Below are 25,268 nucleotides of genomic sequence, written 5' to 3'. Positions count from 1 at the left end.
CTTATTTAGCCTTTTCTATGATTTCAACTAATCTCCATCTTTTGCTTTTACTCAAAGGACGCGTTTCCATGATACGCACAGTATCACCAATACCACATTCTCCTTTTTCGTCATGGGCCATAAACTTGGTAGTTTTCTTAACAAACTTACCATAGATAGGGTGCTTTTCTTTACGGTTTACAGCAACGGTGATAGACTTGTCCATCTTGTTGCTAACAACCTGCCCTACTCTTTCTTTTCTTAATTTTCTCGACTCCATTCTAATATTATTTAGCAAGTTCTTTAGCCCTCAACTCAGTTTGTAATCTAGCGATAAGTTTGCGGGTTTCTCTCACTTTCATTGGGTTCTCAATAGGTGAGATTTCATGAGCAAACCTCAATTTTCTGTAAGCTTCTTGTTCGCTTACAAGCTTTTGCTTCAATTCATCGAAGGTCAAGGCTTTTATTTCTGAATTCTTCATAACTTTTATGATTCAACGTAATCTCTACGTACTACAAACTTAGTTTTGATAGGGAGTTTTTGTTGAGCCAATCTTAAAGCTTCTTTCGCTAACTCAGTTTTAACTCCACCAGCTTCGAAAAGAATAGTACCAGGCTTAACAACAGCTACCCAATATTCTGGAGCTCCCTTACCTTTACCCATTCTTACCTCTGCAGGCTTTTTAGTAATAGGTTTGTCAGGAAATATTCTGATCCACACCTGACCTTCTCTTTTCATAGCTCTAGTCATAGCAATCCTTGAAGCTTCAATCTGTCTTGAAGTGATCCATCCTGGCTCCATTGACTTGATACCAAAAGCACCAAAAGCAATAGTATGTCCTCGCTGAGCAATTCCCTTTATTCTGCCTTTTTGCTGTTTCCTGAACTTTGTTCTTTTTGGCTGTAACATATTTTTATGTCTTTAGATCACGTGTAACCGTGACTCAACGCTAATTAAAAATTACTTTTTTCTACTTCTTTTAGGACCCTCTGGTCTTTTACGTCCACCTCCAGAACCACCAGGGCCAGAGTTAGAAGCACCTATGTTTGGAGAAAGGTCTCTTTTACCATAAACCTCTCCTTTAAAAATCCATACTTTGATGCCGATTTTTCCATATACCGTGTTTGCTTCGCAAATAGCATAGTCTATATCAGCTCTTAAAGTATGCAAAGGAATTCTACCTTCTTTGTACTGCTCAGATCTTGCCATTTCAGCACCACCTAAACGGCCAGAGACCTTTACCTTAATTCCTTGAGCTCCAACTCTCATTGAAGAAGCAATAGCTTGTTTCATTGCTCTTCTAAAAGAGATTCTTGCTTGCAGTTGTTGAGCGATTGAATCACCAACTAACTTAGCATCAAGCTCAGGCCTTTTTATTTCAAAGATGTTGATCTGAACATCTTTGTTAGTAAGTTGCTTAAGCTCCTCTTTGATTTTATCTACTTCAGAACCTCCTTTACCGATAACAACGCCCGGACGAGCAGTGTGTACAGTTAGGGTAATTCTTTTAAGAGTTCTTTCTATTATAACTTTAGAGATACCACCTTTAGGGATACGAGCGTTCACATATTTTCTGATCTTGTGATCCTCAACTAACTTATCCGCAAAAGTATCACCTCCGTACCAGGCTGAATCCCAACCTCTTACGATACCAAGTCTGAAAGCAATAGGGTTAACTTTTTGTCCCATTATTTATCTTCTTTTTTGTCTTTAGTCTCTACAGTTTGGTCAAGAACAGCTGCACTATCCAATACCATGGTTACATGGTTAGATCTTTTTCTGATTCTGTGCGCTCTTCCCTGAGGTGCTGGTCTCAATCTTTTCAAGATTCTACCACTATCCACCTTGATAGATTTCACATAAAGATCTGCATCTTCAAGATCAATCTCTTCGTTCTTTTGTTGCCAATTAGCAATTGCCGACAACAATAGTTTCTCTAATCTGGCTGCACCTTGTTTAGGCTCAAACTTTAAGATGTTCAAAGCCTTGTTTACTTTCTCTCCTCTAATAAGATCTGCTACCAGTCTCATTTTTCGAGGTGATGTAGGTACATTATTAAGTTTAGCTACTGCCTCCATAATTATCTTTTGCCTTTGTCTTTTTTACCAACGTGACCTCTGAAATTTCTAGTAGGGGCAAACTCACCAAGTTTGTGACCCACCATATTTTCAGTTACATATACAGGTATGAATTTATTGCCGTTGTGCACAGCAAAAGTGTGACCCACAAAATCCGGAGATATCATTGATCTTCTTGACCAGGTTTTGATCACACTCTTTTTACCTGCGTCATTCATTGTGTCTACTTTTTTCTCCAGCCTAAAATCAATGTAAGGCCCTTTTTTTAGTGATCTTGCCATTATTTCTTACCTCTACTAATGATTAGATTATTTGAATACTTCTTAGGAGTTCTGGTCTTTTTACCTTTAGCATAAAGGCCAGTTCTAGATCTTGGGTGACCTCCAGATGATTTACCTTCACCACCTCCCATTGGGTGATCTACAGGGTTCATAGCAACACCTCTTGTTCTTGGTCTTCTTCCTAACCATCTTTTTCTACCGGCTTTACCAAGATTCACATTCATGTGATCTGAATTAGAAACCGCACCTACAGTAGCAAGACAGGTAACTAATACTTTTCTAGTCTCACCTGATGGTAATTTAACCGTAGCGTATTTACCTTCCCTAGCCAACAGCTGCACATAAGAACCAGCACTTCTAGCCATAGCACCACCTTTACCAGGTTTCAATTCAATGTTATGAACGATAGTACCTAAAGGAATTTTTGAAAGTGGAAGTGTATTACCAACTTCAGGAGCAACGTTTTCGCCAGACACTACTATCTGACCTACTGTGATTCCTTCTGGAGCGATAATGTATGTCTTCTCACCATCTGCATAGTAAAGAAGGGCAATGCGAGCAGTCCTTGTTGGATCATACTCTACCGACTTCACAGTAGCAGGGATGTCAAATTTATTTCTTTTGAAGTCAATGATTCTGGATTTCTTCTTATGACCACCACCTAAGTAGCGCATTGTCATCTTTCCAGTATTATTTCTACCTCCAGATCTTTTCTTAATAACTACCAACGACTTCTCAGGAGTTGATTTAGTAATCTCCGTGAAAGCTGGTGCTACTCTGTATCTCTGTCCGGGTGTAACCGGGTTCATTTTTTTAATCGCCATCTTATGCTAAATTATATCTCGCTGTAAAAATCGATTATATCACCGTCTGCTACTGTTACAATAGCTTTCTTAAAAGAAGACGCTCTTCCTGATATCATTCTTGACTTAGAAAATCTAGACTTTGCTTTGCCGAGGTAGTTCATTGTGTTCACACCCTCTACAGTAACACCGTACATTTTTTCTACAGCCTTCTTTATTTCCACTTTATTGGCTTTTCGATTTACTACGAAACCATATTTGCCTTTTTCGTTTAAAGCGGACACCTTTTCTGTAACCAATGGCTTTATTAAAACGCTCATTATATTATTTCTTCAATAGGTTATCAATCTTCTCAATTGACCCTTCACTAAGGATCAAGTTGTCAGCGTTAAGCACGTCATAAGTAGTAAGCATGTTAGCCATAACTACTTTGGTATTCTGAATATTTCTTCCAGAAAGTGCAACACTCTTATTTGCTTCAGGAAGCACCAACAGAGTCTTTTTGTCAGCAAGCGCAAGAGCACTTAACATTTTCAAATAGTCTTTAGTTTTAGGGGCTTCGAAGTTAAAATCTTCCACAATTGCTATGCTCTTATCCAAAGCCTTATAAGTAAGTGCGGATTTTCTAGCTACCTCTTTCAATTTCTTGTTCAATTTGAAAGAGTAATTTCTTGGCTGAGGGCCGAATACACGACCACCACCTCTGAAAACCGGAGACTTAATACTACCAGCTCTGGCTGTACCTGTTCCTTTTTGCTTCTTAATCTTTCTTGTTGATCCTGCTATTTCTGCTCTTTGCTTCGCCTTGTGTGTACCTTGCCTTTGATTAGCCAAGAATTGCTTAACATCAAGATAAATTGCATGATCATTAGGTTTGACACCAAACACTTCACTAGAAAGTGTTACTTTTCTACCGGTATCTTCACCTGTATATTTTACTACTGAGATACTCATTATTTCTCAAGAATTACAGTTGAATTATTAGCACCAGGAATTGAACCGCTTACAAGGATCAAATTCTTTTCTGGTAAAATTTGCATTACTCTAAGGTTCATAAGCTTTACCCTGTTCCCTCCAGTTCTTCCAGCCATTCTCATGCCTTTAAAAACCCTTGCAGGGTAAGAAGCACCACCAACAGAACCAGGAGCTCTAAGTCTGTTATGCTGACCGTGTGTACTTTGTCCTACACCACCAAAATTGTGTCTTTTAACAACACCTTGGAATCCTTTACCTTTTGAAGTACCAACGGCATCCACAAAGTCACCTTCAACAAAAACGTCAGCTACATTAATAACCTGACCTAATTGTATTGGGCCTGTAAACTCCTCTCGGAAATCCCTGAACTCGATCACTTCCTTTTTAGGAGTAGTGTTAGCTTTCGCGAAATGTCCTTTCAAAGCATTTGGAGTGTTTTTTTCCTTACGCTCTCCAAAGCTCAACTGAATGGCTTTATAGCCATCCTTTTCCTCATTTTTTACTTGCGTTACCACGCAAGGACCAGCTTCTATTACTGTGCATGCGACATTTCGTCCATCGGCACCAAAAATGCTAGTCATTCCGATTTTCTTTCCTATAATACCAGACATTTTCTAATCTTTAATAAGCGCAATTATGCTTTATCCCTCACGGTTTTTCCGCAAAAGGACTGCAAAGATAGTAACTAAAAAGAAGTTACCAAATACTACGTGTTAAATTTTTTCTTTAAGTGCTGAGTCGCACTAGAGTAGAATTGAATGGTGTGAAGATATGTCGAAATTCAATAAAATAGAACCTTTTAAGGCCTATTGAATATCTTCCAATACTTCTCGCAGTATTTTAATCGACTTAACTTCACCCATATTGTCTATATGTACTTTATAAAAAGCTATTAAATGTTCTAAAAGCATCCTCCTTTCGGAGTTCTTAATTACGACCGGTGAGGTGAAGGATTCATTTAACAATAGATGAGTCTTTTCGCTTAGATGATCATCAGATAACAGTAAAAAGAATTGATCGCTGGAAGTAATTCCAAAACCCAAATATTTAGTGAGCTTCAATAAAAATTGGAGATGGAAATTGAGATAGTTTCTTTCCATGTTGTCCAGTATCTCAATGCTATGATGAACAAACTCATATAAATCCGCTACCTCACCTTCTTCTTTTATAGACTTATAAAGCAACTCTGCCATAAACACTCCCAATGAAGACTTCACTATATTATAAGGTATGGTCTTTAAAGGGGTAGTACATTTTATTTCTGAAATCCGATTAATATCAGAGGAAGGCTTGTGATAAACAACAAGGTCGAGCAAGGTAAGTGGTTGGTATAAAGCAATGCGCCCTTTTGACTTTGAGGACCTTACTCCATTGACAATGTATGTCTGCAGACCAAAAGCTTCGGTGAAGATCTTTACTATTATGGATGTGTCTCTGTACTTAAAATATTTAAAAACAACTCCTCTGGTCTTATGAAGCATTAGTCTATAACAGCTATTTTACCAACAAAGCTCTCTTCACCATCATCGGTGGCACTAAAAACAAAGTAAACACCTGTTGCCGCACGCCTACCGTTATAATCCTGAACATTCCAGGTAGCAGTACCGCCCTCAGACCTAGTATCCCAAACTAGCTTGCCGCTAGAATCAGTGATTTTCACTTTTGCATCGTCCACCAAGCCGCTGATTCCTATAGTTCCCAGAAAATCTGATGTCACAGGATTGGGAAATATCCTTACTGCAGTGTGCTCTGGCAATGCCTCTGTGGCATCGGAACGATAGGATATTATTCCTTCGGGAGTTGCGAAAAATACTTCGCCTGACTTTTCATTCACTTCTATATCCAAAATCTGGTTGGATGGCAAAGGGCTATTCTGAATATTAAAATTCAATAGCTGCCTGTCAGCCTCTTCATCAAATAGCCAAACACCACTATTGGTTCCTATCCATTTTCTATTACCAGGATCAATTTCTATTGAGGTTACAATTTCGTCTCTTAATAGTTGACGGTTTTCAAAAATTGGCAGAATTGCATCCACTGTTCCACTTATCACATTAATAGGGTTCGTGAAAACTGCAATCCCTTCGTTAGTGCCTATCCATATATAACCATCCTTATCCACTGCAAGAGTGTTCACTACTTCATTAGGCAACCCTCCATTACCCGCCTGGCCGGTTAAATATCGCATTTCCTGAGTCTCCTTCTCAAAAACCAATATGCCTCCTCCTACCAACGGGTCAACAATCATCCATAAATAATCATTTGTATTTTCTATTGATAAAAGGGAAGAAGTGAGTGTTAAAAAAGAACTCCATTGACCATCGTTGAAAAGGTGAAGCCCAAATGGCTCGGCATAGTTGATGGCCCAGAGTCCTTCTGCTGTTGCTTTAACTGCACTAACGGGTATGCCCTTTCCTCCAATATTAGATAAGGTGCTATTTGTATTATCAATCAACGTAATGACACCATCATCAGCCACTTTCAAAATACCGCCACCAAATAGTGCGTAGTAATAGGCAGAAGTTTTTTGATCGTAGGTTACATCTACAATGTCTTTAAATTCAGGAGTAGTATTGGAATCAGATGAAGTGTTACTCCATGCCCCATTGGTAAATTGATAGAAGCCATTATCCCGATTCAGGGCCAAACAGCTGGAAGAATACCCTCCTGACACACCAGTGATCATATTTGAGCGATAATGAAATTTAAAAATATTGTTGCTTGATGGACCTGATGGTTTAATACTTTCAAACTGGCCTGAAATGTTAGTAATCAACCCGTTTTTATTATCAGCTATATAAATTGTGTTTCCTGAAACAATACCATCATTGATTTTTGATACCAGGTCATTGGAAATAATACTGGTAGCTGATGAACTTTCTATCTTAAAGAACCCAATTTCTGTCAAAACTGTAGCCTGCTCACCGTTTGAAGCTGCTTTCTGAAAATTTGAACCAATTTCGGATATGGTCAGCGTCCATTTCCCATTTTCATACTCATAAATACCTTCATTATTAAAAGCTGAAAGCACCTTATTATTTAAAGTAAATACCAAAGCTGCCGACCCTGAAGGCAACCCGTTGACAGCAGAATGTCTTTTCCAGTTGGCTGGATCTAACAAATTAATTCCATTCTTAAAATTTGAGGCAATCACACCTTCTTCAGAGGCAAGGAAAAGACTATCTCCTAAAATTGTTGACTGAAAAATTTCAATCTCCTGAGCCCTTTCACCTAGCTGCCTGTAGGTCTCCCTTACTTCAAGCTTATTTAAATCAAAATTAAGCAGGCCATAGGCAGTGCTGATAAAGGCATTATTTTCATCGGAGCCAATATTATTGATTGACTTATCTCCTAAAACCTGTGAGTTTGTGATCAGATCATAATTAATCAATTCATTTTCATGAATCAAATCCAGATTGCCAGACTCATACCCTATTAATAAAATATCCTTATTTAAATTATAATGAAGGGCTGAAATATTGTCCTCTTGTAGTCCATCAATCTTAGAAATGGTGGTTAAACTATTATCTTCATTGTCGAAAATGAATAGTCCATTATCGCTCGCCACATAGGTTTTGTTATTGCCTAATGCTATAAGTTGAGCAGCATTGTAAGAAAAATGAGTTCGCCATGTCCCTAAAGGAATGTCATTTTGAGCTGATAGTAATGATGAGACTAATAGAAATCCTAAAACAAACTTAATCTTCATTTTTTCTTTCGTTGAGCCATTCCTTCCATAAAACTTCTTCTCCCTCTTGCCTCATACTCCTGTTTTTCTCCTAAAAGCACTTTTTGGTCGTCTTCTGACAGTCGGTATGAAAACGAAGCAAGCTCCCCAGACTCAGCACAAATGGCATGCACCTTTGTCACAAACTCAGCGACCGCCAACAAATTAGGCATTGGCCCAAAAGGCTTTCCTTCAAAATCCATATCCAATCCCGCTACTATCACTCGTTTACCACTATTGGCCAGTTTATTACAAACTTCAACGATATCATGATCAAAGAATTGTGCTTCATCAATACCAACAACATCACAATTACCTGCAAGAAGCAAAATGTCATTGGCAAAATTAACCGGTGTAGATCTTATGGAAGTTTCATTATGAGAAACTACATCCTCTTTATGATATCGTGTATCAACCTTTGGCTTAAATATCTCAACCTTCTGTTTAGCAATGATGGCCCTATTCAATCTTCTGATCAGCTCTTCAGTTTTACCAGAAAACATGCAGCCACAAACTACCTCAATCCAGCCTGTTTTCTTTGATCTGCCAAAATTTGGTTCAATAAACATCGTGTAAAAATAAGTTATTTAGTTGTTAGCAGCCATGTACTAATAAGAATAGTCCATGTGTGGAAGCTTCGAAGATTCAGGAACTTCAATTTCTACTTCACCTTTCACAATCCTCGTCTGGCATGTCAATCGTTCGTTATCATTAAGACGCCCCATGTTTTTAAAATTAATTTCAGGCTGGGTTAGACCACCAAAATGCTCAATCCCACTCTTTACAATGCATTTACAAGTTGTGCAGCGCCCCTTGGCACCGCAGGCATGCATCCAGTCAATATAATTTTCCTGAAGAATTGTCAATAGTGTTTTACTATTATCGTTATTTTGGATAGTGAGGTCATTTAGATTTGCGATTTTTATATGCACCATTTGATCTTTCATTAATCGACAAATTAAAAGATTTAAAAAATATGTCTTCTGAAAATATGGATAATAATCTTAACAGAGCAGGAATAAAGGATTACAGTACGCGATACTCTAAAAAGTTGATAGATACATATTTCAAAAGCAACACTAGTATTACCGGTGGTGATATTAAATCTTTAGCAGATATATCGCAGATTAATCTTTTTGTTATCAAAAACCTGTTTGAGGAATGGCAAAAAGAAACTGATAACCTTAAGAGCGATTACTTTGATTATAAGTCTGAGCAGGTTAAAAGTGCGTTGACCGAATTTATGAATGTCCTCTCGAGGAATATATCCATAAATAAAGATCATTTTGAGCCATTGTTGATCAGAGCTGTAGAAGAAAGTGTATTACTGATATTTTCACCTTATGACTTTTATACACACTTGGCAGAGCATTCAAATGGGGAAATGACATTGCAGAACTTGAAGCGTACGTTAAAATATGTGCGCGTGAATAAGAATCTGCTTGAAAGCTTGACTCAAATCATGGAAGAACGAAAACTGGATAAAGTTAATGACTCGACTTATGCTGACTTGATTAACGAGGTATTTCAAAACATTCAGGCAAGCCCTGATGATATAGGCATTTACTTTGATAATTTTTCAAAAATTGAGCCTTTACAAGAAAGTGATATTTATGGAGTTTTAATAAATGAAAGAACAACAGAAGAGTCCGAACCTATTGAAGAGGTAGAAGATGACCCGTCAATATCTAAAGTTGACCCTACAGATGAAAACCTAAAAACTATCAATGAAATTCATGCAGCTGAAGCTGAAGAACCTACAATAGCAGAAGTTCATCAAACCAAAGGCATTGACAATTTAAATGCTGCCATGAGCATAAACCAGAGGTTTATGTTTAAGAATGCCCTCTTTAGCGGAGATGATAAGGCCTTTGAAGATACCATAGCTCATCTTGAAAGCTGCGGCAGTAAAGAAGAGGCTATGAAATACATCTACAAGGAATTTCCGCAATGGAACATTGAAAGCGAGGAGTTTGAAGAATTTGTTGAGCTGATTGAAAAAAGGCTAAATTAATCTAGCGTACCAATACCTGCATCCTGTGCGAGTCTAATTTCAATAGAATAAACACGAGGATAGCGAAACCCCAAAGGGATGATCCCCCATAGGAAAATAGTGGAAGTGGTATGCCTATAACCGGAAAAAGACCAATGGTCATGCCTATATTAACTGCAAAGTGAAAAAAGAGAATACACGCAACGCTATAGCCATAGACTCTGGCAAATCGCCACTTTTGCCGCTCAGATATATATATAATCCTTAAAATTAAAGTGACAAAAAGGGATATGGTAAGTAAGCTGCCAAACCAGCCATGCTCCTCTCCGATAGTGCAAAAAATAAAATCTGTACTCTGCTCTGGCACAAAGTCAAATTTTGTTTGTGTTCCTCTCAAAAAGCCTTTACCTGCAAACCCTCCACTACCTATGGCTATTTTTGACTGGGTTACATTCCACCCATAACCTAATGGATCGGCATCAGGATTTATAAGAGCTTTTATCCTATTCTGTTGGTGAGGTTTAAGAACATCTGAAATTACATAATCAACACTTCGAATAACTCCTGCTATAATCAGCGCCCCAGCTAAAACAACGGCTATTTTTTTAATTGTTCGCTTCTTAATGAAAAGAATAATTATAGCGGCAGTGGCAGCAATACCGATATACAAGTAAAGGTGGTTAGGAACAAGTAAGGTTAGCACAAAAATTATGGCAGCCGCTACACCAAGAATCAATAGCATTGGCGACATTCCTTCCCTAAAGAAAACCAGAACAAATACACTATAAACTAATGCCGTTCCTGTATCACCTTGGGCAACAATTAAGATGGCTGGTACTCCAATGATAATGAATAAAACTATCTGCTTGCCTAAGCGATCCATTCTAAAACCCGCACTGTCCATGTACTTGGCCACTGCCAATGCAGTAGCAAATTTAGCAAACTCAGAAGGCTGTAATCTTAATGGCCCTATTTCCAACCAAGAGTTTGCTCCTGAAATCTCTCGTGCAACAAATACCACTAGAATCAGTAAAAATACAACCACTCCATAGATGATGTAAGCAAAAGTGTCATAAAACTTAAAATCCACCACCATTATGGCAATAATCAAAATTATTGAAGAAGCCATAAAAAATAGCTGGCGACCACTATTCAGCGTCATGTCAAAAATGCTTTGATTAGCAGATTCATCATAAACCGCTGCGAAAATGTTTAACCAGCCCAACACTGCTATTGACATAAACAGGATTACTGTCAGCCAATCTATATTGTTTGTTATGTTATCTCTTCCACTCAATGTAGAAACTCCCCTTTTTTAACATACTCTTCAATATGTGGCCTTTCTGTCCCTCCCAATAGGTATTTCTCTATCATCAAACTAGCTATAGAAGCTGCTGCCCGGGCTCCCTGGCCTGCATCTTCTACATACACTGACACGGCAATTTTGGGATTGTCTTTTGGCGCAAAAGCTATAAAAACTGAATGGTCGGGCATGGGATCATTTTGCACGGTTCCTGTCTTGCCACAAACTTCAATGTCTTTAAGCTTGGCCCTGTATTGCCCTGTGCCAGATTCAACCACATTGGCCATAGCTTCAACGGCAATATCGAAATATTTGGAATCTACTGTTGTGAAGTGCTTTTCAGTATATTGGGGCAGCGGCTGCCCCGAATCACCAATTGATTTCACCAAATGCGGAATGTAATAATATCCTCTGTTTGCCACAATGGCAGCAAAGTTTGCCATCTGAATAGGCACAACAAGATTTTCGCCCTCACCGATGGCAATTGAATAAATGTTAGAATATTTCCATGGGCGATTGTCATAAGCCTTATCATAATAGGCAACACTAGGCACTAAGCCAGTTTTCTCATTGGGTAAGTCTATACCTAATGGGCTTCCGAGTCCAAAACTTCTAACATGCTGATTCCATCCCTCAAGGCCAAGTCTTGTATCTTCAAATGGACTCTCCGAAACACCACGGTTAACCACCCTTTTCATCACATTGTAAAAGTATGGATTACAAGAGTTGGTTATTGCACCAATGAGCGTTTCCCCTGGTCCATGATAATGGCATTTCATGGGCACCATAATGCAGGGAATATAAGTTTGCCTATTAATTACACCTTCCTGAAGAGCAACCAAGGCTTGAATAATTTTAAAAATTGAGCCTGGACGATATTGAGCCATTAATGGCCTGTTAAACAAAGGCTTGGCGGTGTCAGCACTAATGAGAGAGAAATTCTGGCTGTAATCCTTGCCTGTCAGCAGGTTTGGGTCATATGATGGGCCTGATACCAATGAAAGTATTTCTCCAGAAGAAGGCTCAATTGCCACAATACTACCTGACTTACCTGCCAGCAATGATTCACCATATTCCTGAAGGGTAAGATCAATTGTTGAGACTAAATTTTGACCTGGTACTGAAAGTGTGTCGTATTTTCCACCATCAAAAACACCCTTTTCTACACCTCTAACATTTTTAATCACATAATGCACCCCTCTTTTTCCACGGAGTTGCTTTTCGTAAAATGACTCAATTCCACTTTGTCCGATATAGTCACCCTGTCTATAATAATCAATGGTGTCACGCTCTAACTGCCGCTTGCTGACCTCACTAACATAGCCCAAAGCATTGGCTAAAACTGGACTGGCATATGACCGAGTGGTTCTGGCTTGAATGTCAAACCCCTGAAAATCCACCAGGTAATCCTGCACCTTTGCCAAATCCTTATTTGACAGTTGCTTGATAAAAATAGATGGCTGAACGTAAGAAAACTTCTTGGCCGTTTCTAATTTATCGATAAATTCCTGTCGTGTTATTTGGAAAAGCTCACAAAATTTAGTGGTATCTATTTTCTTAACATCTTTAGGAATGACCGTAAGGTTGTATTGAGGAGTATTGAAAACTATTAATTCGCCATTGCGATCATATATGAGTCCACGATACGGATATTCTATTACCTCATGAATGATGTTGCTATTTGCTGCTTGAGCATATTTTGAATCAAGCACCTGAATCGAAAATAGCTTTATCAGGAATGTGGCTGCCACCACAATTACAATTAGCTGAATTATATTTTTCCTGGTATCGTCCACTATGAACGCTTTCTTTTATAGAATATAAATTGAACTATTAAAATTATGACCATTGTGAAAATGGTGCTTAGTATGGCTTTCCACAAGGTAAAGCCAAACAACCCAAACCCAAATGCCTCAACAAAAAACAGAATTAAATGATGAACAAGCACAAGTGGCAATGCATATCCAAAAAACCATTGCCATCCATTTAATTCTATACTGGGCATTGCTCCTGAATCATATCCACCCTGAGGGGTAATAAGATTCAACCAGTAGTTTCTTATGAACATTATAAACACACAAGCCGATGCATGAATTCCCATACTGTTATAAAAAATATCAACGGTGAAGCCAGTTATGAAACCCAGCGCCATTAAAGCCAGAACGCTCATATCTACCGGTAGCAGAAGAATAAAAGCAACATATAAAAAACAAAAGGCGCTATCAAAAAGAACCACGTTCTGTAATATCATGCTCTGCAACAAGATGTATGCAAAAAATGAAATAACGTATACTATGACTTTCGAACTGCCCATTAATCTATTGTGATGCTCTCTAAAGAGTCCTGTTCTATTTTGCTATTATTTTTTATTAGGTACACATATGATAGGCTATTAAGATCAGTTGCCAGTTTGATCTTAACATCATAAAAAAGTGCCTCATCACTAATCTCAAACGACTCAATAATACCTACAGGAATATCTTCTGGAAATACTGCATTGTAACCTGATGTTACTACAGTATCACCAATCTGCATTTCAACATGACGAGGAAGATAAAGTAATGTAGCAAATTGAGGATCCACCCCATCCCACGAAGCAGTACAAAGATCTCCAGTTCGTTTTAGCTTTGATGAAATCAGCGCGTTGCCATGCAATACGGAAGTAATAACACTAAAATTAGCCGATACATTTTTCACTTTGCCAACTACCCCATTCCCGTCAACAACGGCCATCCCTGGTTCAATACCATACTTAGTACCCTTGTTGACTGTGATATAATTATCGAATCTTCGGGTGGAATTATTTATAACTTTGGCGCTAATAAACTCATAGCGGTTCATTAGATCAGAATCCCTGTTTTGCCTGACATTCAGGTTATAGAGACTTTGATTGAACTGCTCAATCTGCTCTTTGAGCAAGGCGTTTTCTATTGACAGCTTTTGATTAACCTCTGCGAGATTAAAATAATCGCTAATGCCTCCTGACGTAGAAAGTAAGCTTGCCGAGATTCGATTGGAAGAATTAAAATATTTAGCTGACTGATAAGTATTATTCTGAACTATTAACCAAATGCATAGAATTTCCAAAAAAAGGAAAGTTAAAAACGCACGGTATCTATATAAAAACAGAAATAATCTTTGCATCCACCGAAGTTGATTTAAAGGTTAGAAAATGGCAAAAGCAACTATATCATCAAGACGGCCTTGTAAGCATTGAGATTTTTCAATGCAAAGCCTGTACCTCTAACCACTGCTCTTAATGGATCTTCAGCAATGTGTATTGGGAGTTTGGTTTTAAGTGCGAGTCTTTTGTCCAACCCTCTTAGCAAGGCGCCTCCGCCAGTCAGATGAATACCATTGTCATAAATATCTGCAGACAACTCAGGTGGTGAAATCTCTAATGCTTTTAGCACCGCTTCTTCAATTTTTGAAACTGACTTATCAAGCGCAAAAGCAATTTCTGAGTATGAAATCTTGATTACTTTAGGAATACCTGTCATCAAATCGCGACCTCTGATCTCATAATCTTCAGGTCCATCATCTAACTCTGTCAATGCCGAGCCTACTTCAATTTTAACTTTTTCAGCAGAACGCTCACCTATCAACAGGTTATGCTGTCTTCTCATATAATCAAGAATATCCCTGTTAAAGGTATCACCCGCTACTCTTATAGACTGATCACAAACTATACCTGAAAGTGCTATAACAGCTATTTCAGTTGTTCCTCCACCAATGTCAACAATCATGGATCCTATAGGCTGCTCAATGTCAATACCTATACCAATAGCTGCTGCAATTGGCTCATGAATCATATATACTTCTTTGGCGCCTGCATGTTCTGCAGAGTCACGTACCGCCCTTTTTTCAACCTCTGTGATACCAGAAGGGATACAGATTACCATTCTGTGAGAAGATGGGAAAAATTTCTTTCCTGTATCAATCATTTTGATCATACCTCTGATCATGTGTTCCGCAGCATGGAAATCAGCGATAACACCATCCTTAAGTGGTCTGATGGTTTTTATATTGTCATGGGTTTTTTCATGCATCTGCATTGCTTCCCTACCAATGGCCAACACCTTATTGGTGTTTTTATCAATAGCAATAATTGATGGCTCATCCACCACTATTTTATCTTTGTTAATAATAAGTGTATTGGCAGTACCCAGGTCAATTGCAATATCACTGGAAAAAAAATCGAACAATCCCATGTTATCCCTTAATCTAATTTGATGAAATCAATGAACGGAAATTTACAAAGAACTTTCCGTTTAGAACCACAAATAAAAACAATTTTAGTGTTTAAAATGGCGTACTCCTGTAAATACCATAGCCATGTTATTTTTATCGCAAAAATCAACCGAATCCTGATCCTTAATTGACCCTCCTGGCTGAACGACTGCTTCAATTCCTTCCTCACATGCTATTTCTACACAATCAGGAAAAGGGAAGAAAGCATCGGATGCCATTACAGCTCCTTTTAAGTCAAAACCAAAGGCTTTTGCTTTATGAATGGCTTGCTTTAAAGCATCAACTCTTGAAGTCTGTCCTACACCGCTAGAAAGCAACTGGCCCTCTTTAGCCAATACAATGGTATTTGATTTTGTGTGCTTGGCAATCTTGCTGGCAAAAACCAACGCGCGCTTCTCACTATCTGTAGGCTGGCGCTTTGTAACCGGTTTTAAGTCTTCAAGACTATCAGTTTTCAAATCTCTGTCCTGTTCAATAACTCCATTCAGAAGATTCTTAAACATTTTAGTTGAAGTGAGTTTGTGGTTCTGCTTCAATAAAATTCTGTTCTTCTTACCTTTCAACAATTCCAAAGCATCCTGATCAAAATCAGGGGCAATCAATACTTCGAAGAATAAACTGTGCATTTCTTCAGCAGCAGCAAGATCAACTTTTTTATTTGTGATCAATACACCACCAAAAGCTGAAACATTATCAGCAGCAAATGCTTTTTGGTAAGCCTCTTTCACGGTTGCTCCTGTAGCCACACCGCAAGCATTAGTATGTTTTAAAATAGCAAAGACTGTTTCTTCAAACTCCTCAATAATCAAAACTGCCGCATCAATGTCCACAAGGTTGTTGTAAGACATCTCTTTTCCGTTTAGCTGCTCAAGCATTTCTGACAGATTGCCATAAAACGTACCTTGCTGGTGGGGATTCTCACCATAGCGTAAGGTATTACCTTGTCTTACGCTCTGTTTGAATGAAGTTATATTTTCAGTTTGGTTGAAATAATTAAAAATTGCTGTATCATAATTTGAGCTGATGTCAAACGCCTTTGCTGCAAAGTTTCTTCTGTCAGCCAAGTCTGTTGCACCATTCTTTTCTGAAAGTAACTGCTCCACATCCTTGTACTGCTCTCTGGATGATACAATTAGTACATCTTTGAAATTTTTAGCTGCTGCCCTGATCAAAGAAATACCGCCAATGTCAATTTTCTCAATAATATCAGCTTCACTTGCACCTGAAGCTACGGTCTCCTCGAAAGGATAAAGGTCAACAATGACAAGGTCTATGCTTGGGATATTATATTGCTCAGCAGTCTTTACATCTTCTTCAAGTTCCCTTCTATGCAATATTCCACCAAATATGGCCGGATGAAGGGTTTTAACTCTACCTCCAAAAATTGAAGGGTAAGTAGTCATTTCCTCAACAGGTGTAACTGCTACACCAAGATCTTCAATGAACTTTTGTGTGCCTCCAGTAGAATAGATTTGAACATTGTTTTTTGCCAATAATTTAACAATTGGCTCAAGATTGTCCTTATAATAAACAGATATAAGGGCTGACTTAATTTTAACTTCAGACATTGTAGTGGTATTATGTTTGACCTGCTGGTCGGGATTTTTAAAGCCGCAAAGCTAGGAATTTTTGAATGACTTTAATATCACCTCTTCAATTACATTTGGGTAGTGTTGGTACTCAAGAGCATGAACTTTTTCAGCAATCGTTTGAGGAGTATCATTTTCGACTACTTCGCACTTGCTCTGGAAAATAATATTGCCTTCGTCATAATGTTCATTTACAAAATGAATAGTAATCCCGGTCTCTTTTTCACCAGCTTGCTTCACGGCATTATGCACATGATCACCATACATACCTTTGCCACCAAATTTTGGTAATAAGGCCGGATGAATATTCACAATCTTATTAGGATAAGCCTCTACCAAATATCCTGGAACCAGCCACATAAACCCTGCTAAAACAACAAAGTCAATATTGTTATTCTTCAGCACATCGACAACATCTGTAGATTTATAAAAAGTCTCTCGGTTAAAGATATGAGAAGGTATATCGAGTTTCTCTGCTCTTTCTAAAACAAAAGCTTTAGGGTTGTTAGTTAAAATAAGAGATACTCTTATGTTTAACGATTCTTGAAAATGCTCTGCTATTTTTTGTGCATTAGAACCGCTACCAGAAGCAAAGATTGCTATGTTGATCAAACCGTTTTTGTTAAAAGAAAACCATTGTACAAATGCCAAAAAGCATCACAAACTTACAGTAATTGCTTAAGAAATTGTATTCTGATATTTTATCAGCCCGGTATAATTTAAAGGTTAAATAGCCAATAGGTATTATCAGACCTAAACACAGATAAGTCATGGCCAGGCCTACAATCAAATAAGCCAACGTGCATAGGCCAATCAAGAAAAGATAAGAGAGTATGTAAATAATACTCTTGGTCTTTCTCACACCATAAACAACAGGCAATGTCTTGCAGCCAAAAGTGGAGTCGCCTTTAAGATCTTCAATGTCTTTTATTATTTCTCTAATGAGTGTAAATGCAAAGGCAAACAGCGAGTAAGCCATAATAAGAATATTATCAGGTTCAAAAAACAAACCTATAATTAGAATAGATAAACCTGTAAGTAACGCGACTGATAGATTACCGAGGAAAGCAATTCTTTTGAGCTGATTAGAATAGAGCCAAAGCACAAAAGCACAAAGGAAATTTAGCGCACCGAGTTTCCAGGATAGGTGTAACCCAATACCAATACCTATAAAATTAAGCACTGTATGAGCAATCATGGCTACTCTTCGTTTTAATATCCTGCCTACAACCACCCTTTTGGGCTTGTTGATTAAATCAATTTTCACATCGTAATAGTCATTGATGATATAGCCAGCTGCAGCTATGATGATGGTAGAAAATGAAAGCAGCGCCATCTCTTTAGAGAAAACCAAAGAACTATTGCTAAGCAGAAAATAAGCAGTAAAATACTGAGCCAAAGCAATGATCAGGAGGTTCCAAAAGCGGGTAAGTTGGATAAATCCTGATATAGAAAAGTTGGTAGGTTTGGAATGCGTTTCTGAAACCATCAGGATCTAATTTTTTCCAAAATTAAACCCTGATGATAACTAATCCAACTATTAAAATTTAAGTGTCACAGTGGCTAAAAAGTTGGTTGGGGCTTGAGGGTAATAGTAGTTCTCCCTAACTACATAATCAGGCCCACCCTGGTAACCAAAAGTATAGCCATTTGACACATACTCTTCATCCAGGATATTATTAATCAGCAATGAAAACCTTAGCTCTCTAAGCTTTTCGGAGTAGATGCTATAATCCAACCTAATGTCATTGACGAAATAAGCATCAATCTTTCTGTTTTCATTTGAAGTATTGTCCAGGTATTGCTTGCCTACATATTTTGATAAGAGCGCAACTTCGAAATTTCTAAAAGGAGAATAGGCCAATTGAGATCCGGCTATTACGTTTGGAGAAAATGCAATATCAGTATCCGAATATTCATTGGCGATAATATTATATTCATCAAAAGCAGGGCCATAGTCATAAATTATCTCTGTGAACTTCTCAATCTTATTTCTACTCAATGTAAGATTAGCTGCCCAGTTCAGGTTATTCGATAGTTTCACGCTACCTTCAAATTCAAGCCCTGCCCTATAACTTTCAGGAACGTTGGTTCTGACAGAAGCTCCAACATCATTCACCTCGCCCGTCAATATTAACTGATCCTTATAGTCCATATAGTAGAAGTTGACACCAATGCTCTTATTAGTATTGGTCATTCTATAACCTAATTCCAAATTATTCAACCTTTCTGCTTTAGGCTTAATATTCGAATCAATAAAGTCACTCCTTACTGGTTCTCTATTCGCTACAGCGAAAGAAGCATAAAGAGCCTCGCTGCCTGACAGCTGATAGAATGCCCCTAATTTAGGGTTGAAGAAATCAAAGTCAGCATCAATATCGATCTGCTGAAGGTCATTATCGACTCCCTGAGATTTGTAACCTATCTTTCTGTATTGAAGGTCAAGGAAAACATTCAAAGGATCTGATATTTGATAGTAAGCCTTTAAATAACTATTAAAGTCATCTTTCACGCCATTGCTTTCATAATAACGGTCACCGGCATCAAAACCCGAGGCAAAGTCAGCCCAGATCAATTCACCAAAGTGATCACCATCATATCTGTTGGCAGCACCACCAAATATTAATTTCAAAGGGCCATCTTCATAGTTAAACGAATATGTAAGTCCATAAAAATCATTATCCAACCACCGCTTTCTAATCAAGTCAGTTGAAAAAACAGTATCTGCTCCTACAATTACGTTGTCTAAGCCATAATCTTCAAAGTCATCATCATACCTATACTGCTCAAAAAATCCGCGGCCGTAAGTATAGTGTCCAGAAACATTGAATGAAAAATTATCATTTACCTGATGTGAGAGATGTAGTTGATAGTGATCTTGCTTGTAATCATCAACCTCATTATCATACAAATACCAATTAAAAGTACGGCCAGAATTACGCATATTTTCAGCTTGTTCGGCATTTAGGCCATTGTTGGCTATTACAGCTTCAATACCTTCGGCATCATTTTCTAATACCGCTTCAGGTGTGCCATACCATGACTGATAGGTAACTTCAGCTCCTCCAAAGACCAAGGCTTTTAACATAGTTTTTTCACCATAATAACCTCCAGCAAAATAATAAGATGTCAAGTCGGATGACGCCCTATCAATATATCCATCAGAATTGATTTTTGAAATTCTACCATCAATAGTCCAAAGGTCATTCAGTAACCCAGTACCAAATCCAATAGAGTGCCTTCTTGTATTGTAAGACCCGAATGTATTAGTCACTTCTGCGTGAGCGGCCGTTTCACGGTCATTTGTTTGAAGGTTGATAGAACCCCCAAAGGCACCGGCTCCATTAGTAGATGTACCTACACCACGCTGAATCTGGATGTTATTCGTTGATGAAGCTATATCAGGAATGTTAACCCAAAAAACACCCTGCGATTCACTATCATTGAGCGGCACACCGTTGATAGTGACATTAATTCTTGTGGCATCGCTACCACGGATTCTAAGACCCGTATAGCCAATACCAGCACCAGCATCTGATGTAGAAACAACAGAAGGAGTAAAGTTTAGAACAAAAGGTAAATCCTGCCCTGAATTTTGTTTCTCTATTTTCTCTTTATCCAAAGAAGAAAAAGTAACCGGAGTTTCAGCACTGGCCCTGGTTGAGGAAACAATCACTTCATCGGTCATTAATGTGCCTGGGTTTAGCTCCAGTACATCAGTCCTGCTTTCATTAATTTTAACATTCATTGCCAGATCATCATAACCAACAAAAGTTACTTTGATCGGGTAAGTTCCCTTTGAAAGGGACTCAAATTGTGCTTTCCCTTCATTATCTGTGACGGAAATCTGGTTGTTAAAGACAATATTAGCGCCTGGCAACGCCTGGCCGGTTTCAGCATCTTTAACAGTAATACGATAGTTGAATTGTGCCAATGCATTGGCGTGCAACAGTGTGAGTAAAACTACTCCGAGAATAATTCTCATGATTAAAAATTTTAAGTGTTAAAAAACGAAGAGAGAGGGGATTCCCTTCAACAATTTAACATACCTCCCTACGCCAGCATTATCTGGATCAGGTTTCAGCTCTAGCTATAGAGCCTTGGGTATAATCTCAGCCTTTATATTAGGCACCCCTTTGGTGCAAAGGTATAAATAATGACTTATGATATTTATTAAATCTCAAATAATACACCTCAGCAAAAAATGATAAAATGAAACCCATTATATTTGGGCATCATATTCCGGAATTATGTACAAAGCAAAAGTCAACAAAAACAACTACGAAGTTAAGTTCGAAAAATCAGAAGCCTTTTTAAACGACTCTCCCTTTGATTGGGACATGACTCAGATTGGTGAAAGGACGTATCATATTTTAAGTAATCATAAATCTTACCGAGCGGAGGTTATTAATGTAGATGCTCAAACCAGGACGGTTGCCATGAAAATCAACGGTAAAAAGGTTGATGTTGAGCTTAAAGACAAGTTTGACCTGCTTCTAGAAAAGTTGGGTATGGACGTTTCTGCATCGGCAAAAGTTAATGATGTAAAAGCCCCTATGCCTGGTCTTATCCTTGAAATCGATATCAAAGAAGGTGATGAAGTGAAAAAGGGCGATGCCATTATGATACTTGAGGCCATGAAGATGGAAAATGTCTTAAAATCTCCTGGTGATGGGGTGGTAAAGTCGATTAAAGTCAAAAAAGGGGACAGTGTCGAAAAAAATCAGGTACTTGTTCTATTTTGACCACCGATTTTCCATTAAGCATACTATATTTGCACAATTTTAATCTTAAGAGAACTTGATGAAGTACAACCGAATATTACTCAAACTTAGTGGTGAATCTTTAATGGGAAATGTTTCCTATGGCATTGACCCTGAACGCCTAAAGCAATATGCTGAAGAAATAAAAGCTGTTAAGGATTTGGGAGTAGAGGTTGCCATTGTTATTGGCGGTGGTAATATCTATAGAGGTGTACAGGCAGAAGCGGCAGGTATAGAAAGGGTTCAGGGAGATTATATGGGTATGTTGGCTACTGTTATAAATGGTATGGCCTTGCAAAGTGCACTTGAGACAGCTGGTATGTATACCAGGCTTATGTCTGGAATAAAAATGGAGCAGGTTTGTGAGCCATTTATCAGAAGACGGGCCATCAGACACCTGGAAAAAGGAAGAATAGTGATTTTTGGTGCTGGTATTGGTAATCCATATTTCACCACTGATTCCACAGCAAGTTTAAGAGCGATTGAAATACAGGCAGATGTAGTATTGAAGGGCACCAGAGTTGATGGAGTATACACTGCTGACCCTGAAAAAGATCCTACAGCTACGAGATATTCTGAATTATCATTCCAGGAAGCTTATGAAAAGAACCTGAACATAATGGATATGACGGCCTTTACCTTGTGTCAGGAAAATAATTTGCCGATTATAGTATTTGACATGAACAAAACCGGCAACCTTATGGAAGTTTTAAAAGGTGAAAAGGCCGGAACCTTAATAAATTAACCTAACCCGATATATAATTAGTCATGGAAGAAATTAAAATGTACCTCGATGAATGTCGTGAGATGATGAGTAAAGCCATCAAACATTTAACTGGTGAATTAGGAAAGATCAGAGCAGGGAAAGCAAGTCCAGCGATGGTTGAGAGCGTAATGGTTGAATATTATGGCGCTGATACTCCTTTAAACCAAGTTGCTTCCGTAAGTGCCCCAGATGCGCGTACATTGTTTATCAAGCCTTGGGAAAAGTCAGTTATTCAAAACATTGAAAAAGCGATTATTAATAGTGGCTTAGGCTTTAACCCTCAAAATGATGGCGAACAGGTTATTATAAACATACCTCAGCTTACCGAAGACAGAAGGATTGGTTTGGTGAAACAAGCTAAAAACGAGTGTGAGAATGGTAAAATCAGTATCAGAAACACTCGTAAAGAGATCAATGATGCTTTGAAGCAACTTCAGAAAGATGGAGCTCCAGAAGATGATATAAAGAGAGCTGAAGACAAAGTGCAGGCATTAACTGATGAGTACACTAAAAAAATAGATGACATCTTATCTCATAAAGAAGCAGAGATAATGACGGTTTAAAAAAGATATATGAATATCACTGATTGGATAGGCGCCTCTGGCGTCTTTCTTATTTTATTGGCCTTCTTTCTTAATCTGATTGAGCAGATTGACTCTAAAAAGCTTCCCTATCTTCTGCTCAACCTCATTGGTGCAGCACTGGCATGTGCAGCCTCGGTAATGTTAGACTATTGGCCATTCATTATACTTGAAGCTGCCTGGTGTTTAGTTTCTGTTTGGGGGGTTTACAAGGCTTTAAAAGCTTAATCATTCTTTCTTCTCAAAATCAAATTTCCAACCTACGCTAAGTTCAAACATATTTATCTTGTGACCGCCCCAGGTTACAAAAGTATTTTCTTCCTCCCCAGTCATATTTATTAATGGCAAATAGTAATTAAAAGCAATAAAAGGACCTCTTTCAAGCCCAAAAGCCACCCCGACAGGGAGATTGATAGCCATTGCATCAGAACTTTCAAAATCCTCCCAAACATTTAAAGTGAGACTTGTAGGAACCGGAATATCAGGCCTGACCGCTTCAACTTCGAGGGTTCTGATTTGATGATTTAGAGGAAAAGAAAATCCAAGACCACTTTGAAAATTCATCCAACGTAACGGATGATATTTCAGAAGTATTCTGAAATTCAGATAGTTCAATTCAACTTCCTTTCTATACCCCCACAGACCTTGATCTACCGATGGTCGTCTATTAAATGTTAAAATATTCCTTGTTGAAAAAAAGGACGTTCCTAATGATACTTCAAAATTATTATGAGGAAAATCAACCAAAGCAGAAATAGAGTAACCATTTCCTGCTTCCGTCTTGTAATCATAATATACATATGGATCATAGCTCTTTGGTTCACTAAGTTCGGAGTATAAGTAACCAACACTGATATTTAGTTTTGGTTTGTTCTTATTAGTTTGTGAAAAAACATTTGTTGCTATCAGAGCAAAAATGAATGTTATAAAAGCTTTAGCAGAAGGTGAATTCATCTTACAATTTGAAATTTTAAAAGTATAGCAGTCATTATTAGAAATAAACGAGCCTTATCAATACAAACATATGGAAGCTCATTAATCCACACTAACAATATTCTACTATTTAATTTAAAAAAAGCAATACTAACCTAATGTAAATAAAGTTAGTTTTTAAGACATTAATCCTGATTAGGAATCAAGGATGACTGGCGAATTGATTATTCTAATGATTTGCCAGCTACCATCGGTTCAATTGGTATAGTCAATGCTGTAAGATGAATGAAGCCAGTCAAGAAGCGCTTTTAGTTAAAAATACCTTTCGATATCAAAATGATCTTTAAACAGGTTTAACTCTACCAATAGGGATACTTCATGTGTTCCAAAATTACTTTGCACCAGTTGATTGGTAGGCAGTTCAAATGAATACCCTAATCTAAAAGCACGATTGACCTGAATTTGGGTATTAATGGCAACTCCATCAAAGTTTCTTAAAGTAAGTCCTGCCCAAAGGGTATTTGCAAATAATGCATTAATACTAATATCCGCAGAAACCTGTTTTTCAGTATATCGAACTAGAAAGGAAGGCTTTAATAAGAAGGAGCTTACAGACTTGGGTTTAATAATGAACCCTCCACTTAAATAATAATGTGGCAGATAGCGGGTGCTAGTACTTACGCCATCATTAACTTTGGCATTTAGTATTCTGGGCACCGAAAATCCAAAATAGTAAGTGTCTGTCATGTAAAATGCTCCAGCACCAAAATTGGCTTTACTGAAACCATCATTATTCATGTCCAACCCTTCATCATCTACAAATGCCAGATTTAGTTTATTATAGTCGTATTTGTATCCAACCACACCGCCTTGCACCCCTAAAGCCAGAGTTTTACTTCCAGATGTTATTTTATATGAAAAAGAGAGTTGTGCCTCCGTGTTGTTATTTATGCCCAAGCGGTCATTTACAATGAGTATTCCTGTACCAAACTGATCACCAACTGATGTATGTGCTGTAAATAAATTTGTGAGTGGAGAACCATCAATACCAGCCCACTGCTTACGTGTAATCAAGTTGGCAGAGAAATTATTATATACGCCTGCATAGGCAGGGTTAATCATATATTGATTGAATGAATATAAATTATACAATGGATCTTGCTGTGCTCTTAGACCACTGGCTGTTATAATCAATACAAGAACTGATAAGCCAATGTTCTTTCTCATATTTTGTGCTGTTATAAA

30 protein-coding genes are annotated in these 25,268 nt (G+C 37.9%); 5 read left to right on the top strand and 25 right to left on the bottom strand.

Translation table 11 applies throughout. From position 1 onward, the window contains the following. Position 1 precedes the first annotated feature (1 nt). The 14 genes from rpsQ to RIB54_RS14165 all read right to left on the bottom strand — a co-directional run bounded on the left by rpsQ (position 2) and on the right by RIB54_RS14165 (position 8,791). A complete protein-coding gene (rpsQ, locus tag RIB54_RS14230; protein WP_350068463.1) occupies positions 2-259 on the bottom strand; it encodes a 30S ribosomal protein S17 in 258 nt (85 codons plus the stop codon). A 7-nt stretch (positions 260-266) separates the two neighbouring features. After that, on the bottom strand, positions 267-461 hold the full coding sequence (gene rpmC, locus RIB54_RS14225) for a 50S ribosomal protein L29 (RefSeq protein ID WP_350068465.1): 195 nt from the start codon (positions 459-461) through the stop codon (positions 267-269). Between the two features lie 5 nt (positions 462-466). Further along, on the bottom strand, positions 467-889 hold the full coding sequence (gene rplP, locus RIB54_RS14220; protein ID WP_350068467.1) for a 50S ribosomal protein L16: 423 nt from the start codon (positions 887-889) through the stop codon (positions 467-469). Positions 890-940: 51 nt separating this feature from the next. Beyond that, positions 941-1,669, bottom strand: a complete 729-nt coding sequence (rpsC, locus tag RIB54_RS14215) for a 30S ribosomal protein S3 (RefSeq protein ID WP_350068469.1) — start codon at positions 1,667-1,669, stop codon at positions 941-943. Then, positions 1,669-2,058, bottom strand: coding sequence for a 50S ribosomal protein L22 (gene rplV, locus RIB54_RS14210; protein WP_350068471.1), 390 nt, complete (start codon positions 2,056-2,058; stop codon positions 1,669-1,671). The genes rpsC and rplV overlap by 1 nt, the downstream gene beginning before the upstream one ends. A gap of 2 nt (positions 2,059-2,060) precedes the next feature. Further along, positions 2,061-2,339, bottom strand: a complete 279-nt coding sequence (rpsS, locus tag RIB54_RS14205) for a 30S ribosomal protein S19 (RefSeq protein WP_155187601.1) — start codon at positions 2,337-2,339, stop codon at positions 2,061-2,063. Beyond that, positions 2,339-3,163, bottom strand: coding sequence for a 50S ribosomal protein L2 (rplB, locus tag RIB54_RS14200; RefSeq protein WP_350101526.1), 825 nt, complete (start codon positions 3,161-3,163; stop codon positions 2,339-2,341). The genes rpsS and rplB overlap by 1 nt, the downstream gene beginning before the upstream one ends. Before the next feature lie 11 nt (positions 3,164-3,174). Then, positions 3,175-3,462 carry a 50S ribosomal protein L23 gene (gene rplW, locus RIB54_RS14195; RefSeq protein ID WP_155187607.1) on the bottom strand — a complete coding sequence of 96 codons (288 nt, stop codon included), beginning with the start codon at positions 3,460-3,462 and terminating at the stop codon, positions 3,175-3,177. Between the two features lie 4 nt (positions 3,463-3,466). After that, positions 3,467-4,096, bottom strand: coding sequence for a 50S ribosomal protein L4 (gene rplD / locus RIB54_RS14190; protein ID WP_350068477.1), 630 nt, complete (start codon positions 4,094-4,096; stop codon positions 3,467-3,469). Then, positions 4,096-4,728, bottom strand: a complete 633-nt coding sequence (rplC, locus tag RIB54_RS14185) for a 50S ribosomal protein L3 (RefSeq protein ID WP_350068479.1) — start codon at positions 4,726-4,728, stop codon at positions 4,096-4,098. The genes rplD and rplC overlap by 1 nt, the downstream gene beginning before the upstream one ends. 195 nt (positions 4,729-4,923) lie before the next feature. Continuing rightward, positions 4,924-5,598 (bottom strand): DNA repair protein RecO, encoded by a 675-nt coding sequence (gene recO / locus RIB54_RS14180; RefSeq protein ID WP_350101525.1) that lies wholly within the window; start codon positions 5,596-5,598, stop codon positions 4,924-4,926. Further along, entirely contained in the window at positions 5,598-7,826 is a 2,229-nt protein-coding gene (gene porZ, locus RIB54_RS14175) for a type IX secretion system anionic LPS delivery protein PorZ (protein WP_350101524.1), read from the bottom strand. The genes recO and porZ overlap by 1 nt, the downstream gene beginning before the upstream one ends. Beyond that, the gene (locus tag RIB54_RS14170; protein ID WP_350101523.1) at positions 7,823-8,413 is read right to left on the bottom strand and encodes a thymidine kinase; all 591 of its coding nucleotides are present in this window, start codon (positions 8,411-8,413) and stop codon (positions 7,823-7,825) included. The genes porZ and RIB54_RS14170 overlap by 4 nt, the downstream gene beginning before the upstream one ends. A 39-nt stretch (positions 8,414-8,452) precedes the next feature. Continuing rightward, positions 8,453-8,791, bottom strand: a complete 339-nt coding sequence (locus RIB54_RS14165; RefSeq protein ID WP_350101522.1) for a 2Fe-2S iron-sulfur cluster-binding protein — start codon at positions 8,789-8,791, stop codon at positions 8,453-8,455. Between the two features lie 29 nt (positions 8,792-8,820). On the opposite strand from RIB54_RS14165, the gene RIB54_RS14160 reads away from it, so the two are divergent. Continuing rightward, positions 8,821-9,858, top strand: coding sequence for a DUF8457 domain-containing protein (locus RIB54_RS14160; protein ID WP_350101521.1), 1,038 nt, complete (start codon positions 8,821-8,823; stop codon positions 9,856-9,858). Position 9,859: 1 nt separating this feature from the next. Here RIB54_RS14160 and rodA read toward each other — a convergent pair whose 3' ends face one another. From rodA to RIB54_RS14115, 9 genes are all read right to left on the bottom strand, one after another. Beyond that, positions 9,860-11,134 (bottom strand): rod shape-determining protein RodA, encoded by a 1,275-nt coding sequence (gene rodA, locus RIB54_RS14155; RefSeq protein ID WP_350101520.1) that lies wholly within the window; start codon positions 11,132-11,134, stop codon positions 9,860-9,862. After that, the gene (locus tag RIB54_RS14150) at positions 11,131-12,936 is read right to left on the bottom strand and encodes a penicillin-binding transpeptidase domain-containing protein (RefSeq protein ID WP_350101519.1); all 1,806 of its coding nucleotides are present in this window, start codon (positions 12,934-12,936) and stop codon (positions 11,131-11,133) included. Before RIB54_RS14150 ends, rodA begins: the two co-directional genes overlap by 4 nt. Continuing rightward, positions 12,936-13,391, bottom strand: a complete 456-nt coding sequence (locus RIB54_RS14145) for a Rod shape-determining protein MreD (RefSeq protein WP_350063339.1) — start codon at positions 13,389-13,391, stop codon at positions 12,936-12,938. The genes RIB54_RS14150 and RIB54_RS14145 overlap by 1 nt, the downstream gene beginning before the upstream one ends. A 62-nt stretch (positions 13,392-13,453) precedes the next feature. After that, on the bottom strand, positions 13,454-14,284 hold the full coding sequence (gene mreC / locus RIB54_RS14140; RefSeq protein ID WP_350063340.1) for a rod shape-determining protein MreC: 831 nt from the start codon (positions 14,282-14,284) through the stop codon (positions 13,454-13,456). Positions 14,285-14,325: 41 nt separating this feature from the next. Beyond that, entirely contained in the window at positions 14,326-15,351 is a 1,026-nt protein-coding gene (locus RIB54_RS14135; protein WP_350063341.1) for a rod shape-determining protein, read from the bottom strand. 84 nt (positions 15,352-15,435) lie between these two features. Then, entirely contained in the window at positions 15,436-16,959 is a 1,524-nt protein-coding gene (gene purH / locus RIB54_RS14130; RefSeq protein WP_350101518.1) for a bifunctional phosphoribosylaminoimidazolecarboxamide formyltransferase/IMP cyclohydrolase, read from the bottom strand. Positions 16,960-17,010: 51 nt separating this feature from the next. Further along, entirely contained in the window at positions 17,011-17,592 is a 582-nt protein-coding gene (gene purN, locus RIB54_RS14125; protein ID WP_350101517.1) for a phosphoribosylglycinamide formyltransferase, read from the bottom strand. Positions 17,593-17,602: 10 nt separating this feature from the next. Further along, the gene (locus RIB54_RS14120) at positions 17,603-18,469 is read right to left on the bottom strand and encodes a geranylgeranylglycerol-phosphate geranylgeranyltransferase (protein ID WP_350101516.1); all 867 of its coding nucleotides are present in this window, start codon (positions 18,467-18,469) and stop codon (positions 17,603-17,605) included. A gap of 51 nt (positions 18,470-18,520) precedes the next feature. Next, positions 18,521-20,965, bottom strand: coding sequence for a TonB-dependent receptor (locus RIB54_RS14115; protein ID WP_350101515.1), 2,445 nt, complete (start codon positions 20,963-20,965; stop codon positions 18,521-18,523). 265 nt (positions 20,966-21,230) lie between these two features. Between RIB54_RS14115 and RIB54_RS14110 the strand changes: the two genes are divergently transcribed. From RIB54_RS14110 to RIB54_RS14095, 4 genes are read left to right on the top strand one after another with little or no spacing between them, the layout of a single operon-like run. Then, on the top strand, positions 21,231-21,725 hold the full coding sequence (locus tag RIB54_RS14110) for an acyl-CoA carboxylase biotin carboxyl carrier protein subunit (protein ID WP_350063346.1): 495 nt from the start codon (positions 21,231-21,233) through the stop codon (positions 21,723-21,725). 58 nt (positions 21,726-21,783) lie between these two features. Next, positions 21,784-22,488: a UMP kinase gene (gene pyrH, locus RIB54_RS14105; protein ID WP_350063347.1), complete on the top strand. Its 705-nt coding sequence runs from the start codon at positions 21,784-21,786 to the stop codon at positions 22,486-22,488. A 23-nt stretch (positions 22,489-22,511) separates the two neighbouring features. Further along, entirely contained in the window at positions 22,512-23,072 is a 561-nt protein-coding gene (gene frr, locus RIB54_RS14100) for a ribosome recycling factor (RefSeq protein ID WP_350063348.1), read from the top strand. 9 nt (positions 23,073-23,081) lie between these two features. Beyond that, entirely contained in the window at positions 23,082-23,318 is a 237-nt protein-coding gene (locus RIB54_RS14095) for a CBU_0592 family membrane protein (protein ID WP_350101514.1), read from the top strand. On the opposite strand, the gene RIB54_RS14090 is transcribed toward RIB54_RS14095, so the two are convergent. After that, positions 23,319-24,044, bottom strand: coding sequence for a hypothetical protein (locus tag RIB54_RS14090; RefSeq protein WP_350101513.1), 726 nt, complete (start codon positions 24,042-24,044; stop codon positions 23,319-23,321). Positions 24,045-24,335: 291 nt separating this feature from the next. Further along, on the bottom strand, positions 24,336-25,250 hold the full coding sequence (locus tag RIB54_RS14085; protein ID WP_350101512.1) for a PorP/SprF family type IX secretion system membrane protein: 915 nt from the start codon (positions 25,248-25,250) through the stop codon (positions 24,336-24,338). Between the last annotated feature and the right edge of the window lie 18 nt (positions 25,251-25,268).

The sequence above is a fragment of the Fulvivirga sp. genome, from assembly GCF_040218215.1.
Taxonomy (GTDB): domain Bacteria; phylum Bacteroidota; class Bacteroidia; order Cytophagales; family Cyclobacteriaceae; genus Fulvivirga.
This window is presented reverse-complemented; position numbering and strand designations above follow the sequence as displayed.